We start from the raw sequence: 13,400 nt of genomic DNA on the forward strand, positions 1-13,400 counted from the left end.
TGAGGGTGTGTAGGAAGCGGCCGCACGGAAGTGTCATCTGTCCGCTGCGGCGTGGCAAGGTACGCGGCCTAAATCCATGGGCGGCCCGTCTACCCAGTCGCGAGACAAATCTGTAGCCTGCAAAACCTTCACGATTCTCATTTGAGCCCCCGGATGAAACGCAGCCTTTACGTCGTCGTCACAGTGTTGGTGCTCATCGGGGGCGCGGGCGCCTGGTACATCCACAGCAAGCAGCCGGTCCGCAATGGCGAGATGCCCCTCACCGGGCTGCAGGCCACGGTCAACGTGCGTTACGACGAACGCGGCGTGCCGCACATTCGTGCCGACAACCAGGACGATCTGTATCGCGCCCTGGGCTATGTTCACGCCCAGGACCGCCTGTTCCAGATGGAAATCCTGCGCAGGCTGGCACGCGGCGAGCTGGCTGAAGTCCTTGGCCCCAAGCTGGTCAACACCGACAAGCTGTTCCGCAGCCTGCGTATCCGCGAGCACGCCGATGCCTACGTCGCACGCCAGGACAAAAACACGCCGGCGTGGAAGGCGCTCCAAGCGTATCTCGATGGCATCAATCAATATCAGGCCACGCATCCCAAACCGATCGAGTTCGACGTGCTGGGCATTCACGAGCGACCGTTCACGGCGCAGGACACCCTCAGCGTCGGCGGTTATCTGGCTTACAGCTTCGCGGCGGCGTTTCGCACTGAGCCATTGATGACCTATGTGCGGGATCAACTGGGCCCGGAATACCTGAAAATCTTCGACATGGGCTGGCAGCCGCAAGGGGGCCTTGGCCAGTCTCCTGCATTGACGAGCAACGACTGGAAAGGCCTCAATGACCTGGCACTGCTCAGCCAGCAGGCGCTGGAGAAAGCCGGCCTGCCGCAGTTCGAGGGCAGCAATGCATGGGCGGTGTCCGGCAGCCGCACCCAGAGTGGCAAACCGCTGCTGGCGGGTGATCCGCACATTCGTTTTTCGGTGCCGTCGGTCTGGTACGAAGCGCAGCTCACCGCCCCGGGTTTTGAGCTGTACGGGCATTTTCAGGCGCTCAACCCCTTCGCGCTGCTCGGCCACAACCTGGACTTTGGATGGAGCCTGACCATGTTCCAGAACGATGATCTGGACCTGATCGCCGAGAAGACCAACCCCGACAATCCCAATCAAGTCTGGTACCACGGCGCCTGGGTGGACATGACGTCTAGTACCGAGCAGATCGAGGTCAAGGGCGAATCCCCCGTCACGCTCACCCTGCGCCAGTCTCCCCACGGCCCGATCGTCAATGACGCGCTGGGCGCCCCTGCTGCGCAACAGCCGAGCGGTACGCCGATTGCGATGTGGTGGTCGTTCCTTGAGTCGGACAACCCGATCCTGCAGGGCTTCTATGAAGCCAACCGCGCAGACACGCTCGAGAAGATGCGCAGCGCCGCCGAGAAGATCCAGTCGCCGGGCCTGAACATCGTCTACGCCAACGCCAAGGGCGATATCGGCTGGTGGGCTGCGGCGCAACTGCCGAAGCGGCCTGCGGGGGTGAATCCGACGTTTATTCTCGATGGCAGCTCCGAACAGGCTGACAAGAACGGCTTCTACCCTTTCACCGCCAACCCGCAGGAAGAAAACCCGGCGCGGGGTTACATCGTCTCGGCGAACTTCCAGCCGGTGTCGCCTACGGGAATGGAGATTCCGGGCTATTACAATCTTCCCGAGCGCGGCCGCCAACTGGATCGTCAGTTGAGCGATGCCAAGGTGAAATGGAATCTGGAGAACAGCAAGGCGCTGCAGCTCGGCACCCGGACGGATTACGCCACGCAGATTCTGACGCCGTTGATTCCGGTACTGCGCCGGGTGGTGAGCGAGCCGGAGGAGCACGATCTGCTGGAGCGGATGGCGGCGTGGAACGGTGAGTACTCCGTGGATTCGGTGGGGGCGACGCTGTTCAATCAGTTCCTGTTCAACCTGACCGATGAGGTTTTCCATGACGAGCTGAGCGACGGGCTGTTCACCACGCTGCTGTCGACCCGCCTCATTGACCTGGCGCTGCCGCGACTGGCGGCCGACGCGAATTCGCCATGGTGGAACAATCGCCATTCTCGAGAGCCCGAGAGCCGCGACAACACGGTGAAGGTCGCCTGGCATGCAGCGGTCTCGCATTTGAAATCGCTGTACGGGCAGAACCCTGATGAATGGACGTGGGGCAAGGCGCACACGCTCACCCACGAACATCCGCTGGGCAAGCAGCCGCCGCTGGACATGCTGTTCAATGTCGGGCCGTTCGCGGCGCCCGGTACCCATGAGGTGCCGAACAACCTGTCAGCGGGGATGGGCCCCGCGCCGTGGCCGGTGACTTACGGGCCATCGACGCGCCGCCTCATCGACTTCGCCGACCCGGCCCACGCGCTGGGGATCAACCCGGTGGGCCAGAGCGGCGTGCTGTTCGACAAGCACTACGCCGACCAGGCGCAGCGCTACATCAAAGGCGACTACGTGCCGGAGCGGTTCAGTGAAGGGGATGTGGCGGGGAACAGCAAAGAAGTGTTGAGGTTAGTGCCGGGGCGATAACCCCCCGGCAGGACTGTGGCAGTGATGATCGTCCCCACGCTCCGCGTGGGGATGCCGCCCGGGACGCTCCGCGTCAATCGCTGTGACGCGGAGCGTCAGGAGATGCATTCCCACGCAGAGCGTGGGAACGATCAACGGCCGGTATCAGCCCCGTAGGAGCCGGCTTGCTGGCGAATGCATTGGACCAGACACCGCAGCGGTGAATGATCAACCGCGTTCGCCAGCAAGCCGGCTCCTACAGAGGAATGCATCCGTCCAGTGAGATCATGCAGCGAGAGTGAACTCGACTGTAGGACCGGCTTTAGCCGGGAAGGCGTCAGGCGTTACACCGCAGCATCTACAGCGCACTCACCGGCCTCTTCCCGGCTAAAGCCGGTCCCACTAACAGCATCGCGTACATCCATCGGAATAGCTGAACATCCCACCTGATGCAGCGCTGGATCAAACCGACTCGACCACCTTCGCACGGCGTATGTCGGGCTGTTTCCAGCCGTCTGCCGCGGCTTCTTCGATGGCTTGCTGGATCGCGCGTTTGCGGTTGTTTTCTGCGCGGCGGCTGAAGAACCAGACCAGGAAGGTCGCGATCGACACGGCCAGCAGAATCAAGCTGGCAATCGCGTTGATCTCCGGCTTCACGCCCAGGCGCACCGCCGAGAACACTTCCATCGGCAGGGTCGTCGAGCCCGGACCGGAGACGAAGCTCGCCAGCACCAGGTCATCCAGCGACAGCGCGAAGGACATCATCGCCCCCGCCGCCAGCGATGGCGCGATCATCGGGATGGTGATCAAAAAGAACACCTTCCATGGGCGCGCACCCAAGTCCATTGCCGCCTCTTCGATGGACATGTCCAGCTCACGCAGGCGCGCCGACACCACCACCGCCACATACGCCGCACAGAACGTCGTGTGAGCGATCCAGATGGTGACGACCCCGCGCTCCTCGGGCCAGCCGAGCAACTGCGCCATCGCCACGAACAGCAGCAACAGCGACAGACCGGTGATCACTTCAGGCATCACCAGTGGCGCGGTGACCAGACCGCCGAAGAACGTCTTGCCCTTGAAGCGGGTGATGCGCGTCAGCACGAAGGCCGCCATGGTGCCCAGCGCCACCGCCGCAACGGAGGTGTACAGGGCGATTTCCAGCGAGCGCATGACCGCGCTCATCAGTTGGGTGTTGTCGAGCAGGCCAACGTACCACTTCACCGACCATCCACCCCAGACCGTCACCAGCTTGGAGGCGTTGAACGAGTAGATCACCAGAATGACCATGGGCGCGTAGATGAAGATCAGGCCCAATACCAACATCAGGTTCGAGAATCGGAAGCCTCTCATGCCTTGCCCTCCAGCTCTTTGGCCTGACTGCGGTTGAACAGAATGATCGGCACGATGAGGATCAACAGCATCACCACCGCCAGCGCCGACGCTACCGGCCAGTCACGGTTGTTGAAGAATTCCTGCCAGAGCACCTTACCGATCATCAGCGTCTCGGGGCCGCCCAGCAGTTCCGGGATGACGAACTCGCCCACCACCGGAATGAACACCAGCATGCAGCCGGCGATGATGCCGTTCTTGGACAGCGGCACGGTGATTTTCCAGAAGCTGTTGAAAGTGCTCGAACCCAGGTCCGACGCGGCTTCAAGCAGGCTTTGATCGTGCTTCACCAGATTCGCGTACAACGGCAGGATCATGAACGGCAGATACGAATAGACCACGCCGATGTACACCGCCAGGTTGGTGTTGAGGATCTGCAACGGCTCGCTGATCACGCCCAGCCACATCAGGAAAGCGTTGAGCAGGCCGTTGTTGCTGAGGATGCCCATCCACGCGTAAACGCGGATCAGGATCGCGGTCCAGGTCGGCATCATGATCAACAGCAACAGCACCGTCTGCATTTCTTTGCGGGCGATGGAGATGCCATACGCCATCGGATAACCGATCAACAGGCACAGCAGGGTGCTGATGAACGCCATCTTCAACGAGCCCAGATACGCCGAGATGTACAGATCGTCACTGGTCAGCAGCGCGTAGTTGGCGAAGTTGAGGACGATGTCGAGCTTCTGCTCGACGAAGGTGAAGATCTCGGTGTACGGCGGAATCGCCACGTCCGCTTCAGCGAAGCTGATCTTGATAACGATCAGAAACGGCAGCGCGAAAAACAGAAACAGCCACAGGAACGGCACGCCAATAACCGCCTGGCGCCCGGTGGGTTTTATTCGATTGAAAGCCCGTTTTATTTTTCGGATTTTCATGAGCGCAATACCACGCCACTGTCATCTTCCCACCAGACGAAGACTTCGTCGTCCCAGGTCGGACGGGTGCCCTGACGCTCGGCGTTGGCGACAAACGACTGCACCAGCTTGCCCGACGGCAGCTTCACGTAGAACACCGAGTGACCGCCCAGATAGGCGATGTCATGAACCTTGCCCCGGGACCAGTTGTGCTCGAACGACGGCTGCTCGGTGGTCACCAGCAACTTCTCGGGACGCAGCGCGTAGGTGATGCGCTTGTCTTCCACCGACGTGGTGACGCCGTGGCCGACATAGATTTTGCGCTCGAGCTCAGGGCTGCTGATCAGCGCGTGGCCTTCCATGTCTTCGATGACTTCACCGTCGAACAGGTTGACGTTGCCGATGAATTCGCAGACCAGGCGGCTGGTGGGCGTTTCGTAGATATCGATCGGGCTGCCGATCTGCGCGATCCAGCCCAGGTGCATGATCGCAATGCGCTCGGCCATGGTCATGGCCTCTTCCTGGTCATGGGTCACCATCACGCAGGTCACGCCGACGCGCTCGATGATTTCCACCAGTTCCAGCTGCATCTGCGAGCGCAGTTTTTTATCCAGTGCGCCCATGGGTTCGTCGAGCAGCAGCAGCTTCGGCTTCTTGGCGAGCGAACGCGCCAGCGCCACACGCTGACGCTGGCCGCCGGACAACTGATGGGGCTTGCGCTTGGCGTACTGGGTCATCTGCACCAGCTTGAGCATTTCGGCCACGCGCGCCTCGACTTCGGCCTTGGGCAACTTGTCCTGCTTGAGGCCAAAGGCGATGTTGTCCGCCACGGTCATGTGCGGAAACAGCGCGTAGGACTGGAACATCATGTTGATCGGACGTTCGTACGGCGGCATGTCGGTGATGTCGACGCCGTCGAGGTAAATGCGGCCTTCGGTCGGGCGTTCAAAGCCGGCGAGCATGCGCAGCAGGGTCGATTTCCCCGAGCCGGAGCCGCCAAGCAGGGCGAAGATTTCACCCTTGTTGATCTGCAGAGACACGTCGTCCACAGCAATCGTCTCATCGAACTTCTTCGTGACCCGATCGATTTTGACCAGCACCTGTTTCGGTTGCTGACCACCCTCAAGGGATTTCTTGTAGGCGCCGGAGGCAACTGCCATGGGTGAAACTCCCAACTGTTTTTGCGCCCGGCCAATGCGGCCGGGCGCCAAGGTCTTTATTTACCGGTTTTGATCTTCGTCCAGCTGCGCGTCATGACGCGCTGGATCTTCGGCGGCAGCTCAGAGTTGACGTACAGGCGCGCCTGTATCTCCTTCGAAGGATAAACCGCCTCGTCGTTGCGAATGTCCTGATCCATCAGCGCACCCGAAGCCGGGTTCGGGTTGGCGTAACCCACCTGGTCACTGACCTTGGCGATCACGTCGGGCTTGAGGATGTAGTTGATGAACGCGTGGGCGGCCTTCACGTCCGGCGCATCCGACGGGATGGCGAGCATGTCGAACCACAGGTTGCCGCCCTCTTTCGGAATCGAGTAGGCAATCTTGACGCCCTTGCCGGCTTCTGCGGCACGGGCTTTGGCCTGGAAGACGTCACCGGAGAAACCGGCCGCGATGCAGATGTCGCCGTTGGCCAGGTCAGTGATGTATTTGGACGAGTTGAAATAGGTCACGTACGGGCGGACTTTGAGCAGCTTGGCTTCGGCGGCTTTGTAGTCTTTCTCGTCGGTGCTGTTCGGACTCAGCTTCATGTAATTCAGGACTGCGGGGATCATCTCGTCAGCCGAGTCGAGAAACGCAACACCGCACTTTTGCAGCTTCTTGATGTTCTCGGGCTCGAACAGAATGGCCCACGAGTCGATGGTGTCGACGCCCAGCACTTCCTTGATCTTGTCGACGTTGTAGCCGATGCCGTTGGTGCCCCACAGATACGGCACGGCGTACTGGTTGCCCGGGTCGTTCTTTTCCAGGCGCTTGAGCAGTTCAGGGTCGAGGTTGGAGTAGTTGGGCAGCTGCGATTTATCGAGCTTCTGAAACGCCCCGGCCTTGATCTGTTTGCCCAGGAAATGATTGGACGGCACAACCACGTCATACCCGGTGTGGCCGGCCAGCAGCTTGCCTTCCAGGGTCTCGTTGGAGTCGAAAACGTCGTACTTGGTTTTGATCCCGGTGGTGGACGTGAAGTCCTCCAGCGTTGTGGTGCCGATGTAATCGGACCAGTTATAAATGCGAACGGTAGAATCCGCGTAGGCACCGGCAGCGAGGGTAAGCCCGGCGCCGAGTAGCAAGCCTTTTGAAAATAAAGAAATAGACACGTGTGCAGTCCTTTTTTAGTAGGTGGGCCTGTTGCCCGTACCGATGACAGTGACGACTGCCTGTGACACATCCGGCGCGCAACTTACCTTCGATAAACCCTTCTCGCAAAAAAACTTTTTGTGAATGCCATCTCGAAGCGTGAACTGTAGGAGCGCGCTTGCCCGCGATGACTTGGGCACATACGACATTGATGTCGGCCGAGACACCGTAATCGCGGGCAAGCGCGCTCCTACAGGGTGCGCCGTAAAGGACGACGCACCCGGTCAGGCTTATTTACCCGATTTGATGTTGGTCCAGCTGCGGGTCATAAGGCGTTGAGTCGCCGCTGGCAAGTCGGCGATCGCGTACAACTTGGCCAGAACGTCCGCTGGCGGGTAAACGCCCGGGTCAGAGGTGATGTCCTTGTCGACGAACTCGGTTGCCGCCTTGTTGCCGTTCGGGAAGTGAACGGAGTTGGTGATTTCAGCCATCACCTTCGGTTGCAGGATGAAGTTCATGAACTTGTAGGCGCCTTCGACGTTTTCGGCATCTTTCGGGATGGCGACCATGTCGTAGAAGCTGCCTGCACCTTCTTTCGGAATGTTGTAGCTGACTTTGACCTTGCCGCCCGCTTCTTCAGCGCGCGCCTTGGCCTGGTAGACGTCACCCGAATAACCCACGGCTACGCAGATGTTGCCGTTGGCCAGGTCCGAGATGTACTTGGACGAGTGGAAGTAGGTGATCGAAGGACGGATCTTTTTGAACAGATCCTCGGCCTTCTGCAGGTCTTCCTTCTTCTGGCTGTCGGTCGGCAGGCCCAGGTAATGCAGCGCCACGGGCAGCATTTCCGTTGGCGAGTCGAGGAAGCTGATCCCGCAGCCTTTCAGCTTGGCAGCGTTCTCTGGCTTGAACAGCAGGTCCCACGAGTTGACAGGTGCATCAGCGCCCAACGCAGCTTTGACCTTTTCAGCGTTGAAGCCGATGCCGATCGAGCCCCACATGTACGGGAAGGCGTGCTTGTTGTCCGGGTCGCTGATCGACACAGCCTTCAACAAGGCAGGGTCGAGGTTTTTGTAATTTGGCAGCTTGGACTTGTCCAGTTCCTGATAGACGCCGGCCTTGATCTGCTTGGCCAGGAAGTTGTTGGACGGAACGACGATGTCGTAACCCGATTTACCGGCCAGCAGCTTGGCTTCCAGGGTCTCGTTGCTGTCGAACACGTCGTACACCACTTTGATGCCCGACTCTTTTTCGAAGTCGGCGATGGTGTTCGGTGCGATGTAATCGGACCAGTTATAGACGTGAAGGACTTTGTCATCGGCGTGTGCAGCGGCGGCCACTGCGCCCATGAGGGACAAGGCCAGGAGGGTTTTGCCAAATTTCTTCATTCGTACGGCTCCAGTGTTTTTTATGTAAGCGGCGTCTAGACGGCGGACAGTCTGGCAATTTCCCGGTAAAAATTCAGCCCTGCAATGACTCAAACGTCAGGTCCAGGCACTTGCGCGCCTTTTCAATCAGCTCGTCGATCTCGGCGAAGGTAATCACCAGTGGCGGCGAGATGATCATGGTGTCGCCAACGGCCCGCATGATCAGGCCGTTATTGAAGCAAAAAGTGCGGCAGATCATGCCTGCGCCTTTGCCGACATAACGCTCCCGAGTGGCCTTGTCTTTCACCAGTTCGATCGCGCCCAGCATGCCGACGCCCCGCACTTCACCCACCAGCGGGTGATCGCTCAGCTCGCGCAGACGCTTTTGCAAATAGGGTGCCGTTTCAGACTTCACCCGTTCGACGATCTTTTCTTCACTCAGAATGCGGATGTTCTCCAGACCCACCGCTGCCGCTACCGGGTGACCGGAGTAGGTGAAGCCGTGGTTGAAGTCGCCGCCCTCGTTCAACACCTTGACCACTTCGTCGCGCACGATGACGCCACCCATGGGGATGTAGCCCGAGGTCAGGCCCTTGGCAATGGTCATCAGGTCAGGCTTGAGGTCGTAGTAATCGCTGCCGAACCATTCCCCGGTGCGGCCAAAACCACAGATCACTTCATCGGCCACAAAGAGGATGTCGTACTTGGCGAGGATCTCTTTGATCTTCGGCCAGTAGGTGTCGGGCGGAACGATAACGCCGCCGGCGCCCTGAATCGGCTCGGCGATGAACGCGCCGACATTGTCCACGCCCAGTTCGAGAATCTTCTTCTCCAGCTGTTCCGCTGCCCAGACGCCGAACTCCTCGGGCGTCATGTCGCCGCCGTCAGCGAACCAGTAAGGCTGCGGAATATGCACGATGCCCGGGATCGGCAAATCGCCCTGCTCGTGCATGTAGGTCATGCCACCCAGGCTCGCGCCGGCGACGGTTGACCCGTGGTAACCGTTGACGCGGCTGATGATGACTTTCTTGCTCGGCTGGCCCTTGATCGCCCAGTAGTGACGCACCAGGCGCAACACCGTGTCGTTGCCTTCGGAGCCTGAACCGGTGAAGAACACGTGGTTCATGCCCTCAGGGGCGATGTCGGAAATGGCCTTGGCCAGTTTCAATGCCGGCGGGTGAGCGGTCTGGAAAAACAGGTTGTAGTAAGGCAGCTCGCGCATCTGTTTGCTGGCAGCGTCGGCCAGCTCTTCGCGACCGTACCCGATGGCGACACACCAGAGCCCGGCCATGCCGTCGAGAATCTTGTTGCCTTCGCTGTCCCAGAGGTAAACGCCCTTGGCGTGGGTGATGATCCGCGGGCCTTTCTCTTTCAGTTGCTTGAAGTCGCTGAACGGCGCCAGGTGATGATCACTGCTGAGGGCTTGCCATTCTCGGGTTTGCGGGTTGCTGGAACTCATGAATCACTCCATTCAGGTATCGCGTGTGGGGCGCCGTGGATCCGCTGGTGATCCACTCGAATCTGGCTCGGATATGGCGACGCCCCGTGACGTCAGACGGCGAAGAGCAGGAATTCCCGCTCCCACGAGCTGATCACACGCTTGAAGTTTTCGTGCTCGGCGCGCTTGACCGCGACGTAGCCGGTGATGAATTTCTTGCCGAGGTACTTTTCGACCGTTTTGCTGTTTTCCATGCGCTCCAGGGCGTCTTCGATGGTCAACGGCAAGCGCAGGTTGCGACGCTCGTAGCCACGGCCGACCACGGGGGCGCTGGGATTGAGTCCCTCGACCATGCCGATGAAACCGCACAACAAGCTCGCGGCGATGGCCAGATACGGATTGGCATCGGCGCCGGGCAGGCGGTTTTCCACGCGACGGTTCTGTGGGCCGGCATCCGGCACACGCAGGCCAACGGTGCGGTTTTCTTCGCCCCACTCCACGTTCACCGGCGCAGAGGTGTCCGGCAGGAAGCGGCGGAACGAGTTGACGTTGGGCGCAAACAGCGGCAACAGCTCGGGGATCAGCTTCTGCAGGCCACCGATGTGTTGCAAGAACAGCTGACTCATCGTGCCGTCTTCATTGGAGAAGATGTTCTTGCCGGTCTCGATGTCGATGATGCTTTGGTGCAGGTGCATCGCGCTGCCGGGCTCGCCGGTCATGGGCTTGGCCATGAAGGTTGCGGCCACATCGTGTTTGAGGGCGGCTTCGCGCATGGTGCGCTTGAACACCAGAATCTGGTCGGCCAGAGACAGCGCGTCGCCGTGACGGAAGTTAATTTCCATCTGCGCGGTGCCGTCTTCGTGAATCAACGTGTCCAGGTCGAGGTTTTGCAGTTCGCACCAGTCGTAGACGTCTTCGAACAGGGGGTCGAATTCGTTGGCGGCTTCGATGGAGAACGATTGACGGCCGGTTTCCGGACGACCCGAGCGACCCACCGGCGGCTGCAGCGGGTAGTCGGGGTCGTCGCTGCGCTTGGTCAGATAGAACTCCATCTCCGGCGCCACGATCGGCTGCCAGCCTTGATCGGCATAGAGCTTGAGGACTTTCTTGAGGACGTTGCGCGGGGACAGCTCGATGGGATTGCCTTGCTTGTCGTAGGTGTCGTGAATCACCTGCGCAGTCGGCTCGATGGCCCAGGGCACCAGAAACACCGCGCTCTGGTCAGGACGGCAGAACATGTCGATGTCTGCAGGGTCCAGCAATTCGTAGTAGATGTCGTCTTCGACGTAATCGCCCGTCACGGTCTGGAGCAGTACGCTCTCCGGCAAGCGCATGCCCTTTTCGGCAATGAACTTGTTGGTCGGTGAAATCTTGCCCCGTGTGATACCGGTGAGGTCGGCGATCATGCATTCGACTTCGGTAATCCTGTGTTCTTTCAACCAATCGGTGAGCTGGTCGAGGTTGGTACTCATAAATACCTCAGGGTTTTAATTCCTGGTCGCCGTCATGGCGGTCAGGCGTTCTTTGAAGCGCTGGCGTTACGATGCTGCTCGTTTTCAGCAGGCATCGCCAAATGCCTGGAAGACTCAACGATAGTCGTGCTCGTGCAAAACGCGCGGCGGTGGATGCCGCAGACGGCCTGGGCCGGGTAGGTCAGCCGAAGCAAAAGACGCGCCCGCTGGAACCGCTGCGCGGATAGAGAGTAAGGTGTCGAGGTGCCGCGCTGAGGCATGCGCAGTGCCCGGCGTGCTGGCTGAGCCGCTACACTGAAAGCGTGTGATGTGAAAAGCAGGTGCCCGAATGGCTGAGTGCAGGCGGTAAGGCCGATCAGCGGAAGGCGAAGCATGAGACCCCCGGTATTATTGCTGTTATGGGTTGCAATCGAGCTTAGCGTTGTTCATTTTTTTCCACAACACGCCCGTAAAAAATAAAACACGCCCTGCTCAAACCCGCAGTTTGCATGAGGTTCGGCGCACAACATTTGCCCTAAAGTGCGGCGAAAATGGCTTTTTGGCGCCCTTTTAGGGCAAAACAGGGCTCCCTTGACTTCGTCTGGCCTTTCGGATTGACTGAAACCCGTAATGCTCGATGATTGATATTTTCAACAACAAAGGTGTTGCATCATGTCGGTACCCCCGCGTGCCGTTCAGCTCAACGAAGCGAACGCGTTCCTTAAGGAACATCCTGAGGTTCTATACGTTGACCTTCTGATTGCAGATATGAATGGAGTGGTGCGCGGCAAGCGCATCGAACGCACCAGCCTTCATAAGGTTTACGAGAAAGGCATCAACCTCCCAGCTTCCCTATTCGCACTGGATATCAACGGCTCGACGGTGGAAAGCACCGGTCTGGGTCTGGACATCGGTGACGCTGACCGAATCTGCTATCCAATCCCCGACACTCTCTGCAATGAGCCCTGGCAGAAGCGTCCTACCGCACAACTCCTGATGACCATGCACGAGCTGGAAGGCACGCCCTTCTTCGCAGATCCGCGCGAAGTCCTGCGCCAGGTTGTCAGCAAGTTCGACGAGATGGGCCTGACCATCTGCGCTGCATTCGAACTTGAGTTCTACCTGATCGATCAGGAAAACGTGAACGGCCGTCCACAGCCGCCGCGTTCGCCGATTTCCGGCAAACGTCCGCACTCGACACAGGTTTACCTGATCGACGATCTGGACGAGTACGTCGACTGCCTCCAGGACATTCTGGAAGGCGCGAAAGAACAAGGCATCCCTGCTGACGCGATCGTCAAGGAAAGTGCCCCGGCGCAGTTCGAAGTCAACCTGCACCACACCGCCGACGCGCTCAAAGCCTGTGATTACGCGGTGCTGCTCAAGCGCCTGATCAAGAACATCGCCTACGACCATGAGATGGACACCACCTTCATGGCCAAGCCTTATCCAGGCCAGGCGGGTAACGGTCTGCACGTGCACATTTCGATCCTCGATCGCGATGGCAAAAACATCTTCACCAGCGAGGATCCCGAGCAGAACGCCGCATTGCGCCATGCGATCGGCGGTGTGCTCGAGACCCTACCTGCGCAGATGGCGTTCCTTTGCCCGAACGTCAATTCGTACCGCAGGTTTGGTGCTCAGTTCTACGTTCCAAACTCGCCGTGCTGGGGTCTGGATAACCGGACTGTCGCCGTGCGCGTACCTACCGGGACGGCCGATTCGGTACGTATCGAGCACCGGGTTGCCGGTGCGGATGCCAACCCGTATCTGTTGATGGCAGCGGTGTTGGCAGGCATTCACCACGGCCTGACCAACCAGATCGAGCCCGGTCCGCCCGTTGAAGGCAACTCCTACGAGCAGAACGAGCAGAGCCTGCCGAACAACCTGCGTGATGCACTGCGCGAGCTGGACGACAGCGAAGTCATGGCCAAGTACATCGATCCGAAGTACATCGATATCTTCGTTGCGTGCAAGGAAAGTGAGCTGGAGGAGTTCGAGCACTCCATCTCCGACCTTGAGTACAACTGGTATCTGCACACGGTTTGATGGCTGCATGAGTTAAGAAAACG

Annotated in this window: 9 protein-coding genes; 2 read left to right on the forward strand and 7 right to left on the reverse strand. The window is 59.4% G+C overall.

Annotated features, from left to right (window positions below; all coding sequences use genetic code 11):
* The first annotated feature begins 153 nt into the window (after positions 1–153).
* On the forward strand, positions 154–2,553 hold the full coding sequence (locus tag OKW98_RS00300; protein WP_265387509.1) for a penicillin acylase family protein: 2,400 nt from the start codon (positions 154–156) through the stop codon (positions 2,551–2,553).
* Positions 2,554–2,994: 441 nt separating this feature from the next.
* Here OKW98_RS00300 and OKW98_RS00305 read toward each other — a convergent pair whose 3' ends face one another.
* The 7 genes from OKW98_RS00305 to OKW98_RS00335 all read right to left on the reverse strand — a co-directional run bounded on the left by OKW98_RS00305 (position 2,995) and on the right by OKW98_RS00335 (position 11,349).
* Positions 2,995–3,885, reverse strand: a complete 891-nt coding sequence (locus OKW98_RS00305; RefSeq protein WP_265387510.1) for an ABC transporter permease subunit — start codon at positions 3,883–3,885, stop codon at positions 2,995–2,997.
* Complete coding sequence (locus OKW98_RS00310; RefSeq protein ID WP_265387511.1) at positions 3,882–4,802, reverse strand: ABC transporter permease subunit; 921 nt, start codon at positions 4,800–4,802, stop codon at positions 3,882–3,884. The genes OKW98_RS00305 and OKW98_RS00310 overlap by 4 nt, the downstream gene beginning before the upstream one ends.
* Positions 4,799–5,941, reverse strand: coding sequence for a polyamine ABC transporter ATP-binding protein (potA, locus tag OKW98_RS00315; RefSeq protein WP_074889771.1), 1,143 nt, complete (start codon positions 5,939–5,941; stop codon positions 4,799–4,801). Before potA ends, OKW98_RS00310 begins: the two co-directional genes overlap by 4 nt.
* A gap of 56 nt (positions 5,942–5,997) precedes the next feature.
* Entirely contained in the window at positions 5,998–7,092 is a 1,095-nt protein-coding gene (locus OKW98_RS00320; protein ID WP_265387512.1) for a polyamine ABC transporter substrate-binding protein, read from the reverse strand.
* 270 nt (positions 7,093–7,362) lie between these two features.
* The gene (locus tag OKW98_RS00325) at positions 7,363–8,460 is read right to left on the reverse strand and encodes a polyamine ABC transporter substrate-binding protein (protein ID WP_265387513.1); all 1,098 of its coding nucleotides are present in this window, start codon (positions 8,458–8,460) and stop codon (positions 7,363–7,365) included.
* A 73-nt stretch (positions 8,461–8,533) separates the two neighbouring features.
* Positions 8,534–9,898 carry an aspartate aminotransferase family protein gene (locus tag OKW98_RS00330; protein WP_265387514.1) on the reverse strand — a complete coding sequence of 455 codons (1,365 nt, stop codon included), beginning with the start codon at positions 9,896–9,898 and terminating at the stop codon, positions 8,534–8,536.
* Between the two features lie 92 nt (positions 9,899–9,990).
* Positions 9,991–11,349, reverse strand: a complete 1,359-nt coding sequence (locus tag OKW98_RS00335; protein ID WP_037016227.1) for a glutamine synthetase family protein — start codon at positions 11,347–11,349, stop codon at positions 9,991–9,993.
* Between the two features lie 651 nt (positions 11,350–12,000).
* Here OKW98_RS00335 and OKW98_RS00340 point away from each other — a divergent pair.
* The gene (locus OKW98_RS00340; protein WP_237253295.1) at positions 12,001–13,377 is read left to right on the forward strand and encodes a glutamine synthetase family protein; all 1,377 of its coding nucleotides are present in this window, start codon (positions 12,001–12,003) and stop codon (positions 13,375–13,377) included.
* Positions 13,378–13,400: the final 23 nt, after the last annotated feature.

The organism is Pseudomonas sp. KU26590 (assembly GCF_026153515.1).
Taxonomy (GTDB): domain Bacteria; phylum Pseudomonadota; class Gammaproteobacteria; order Pseudomonadales; family Pseudomonadaceae; genus Aquipseudomonas.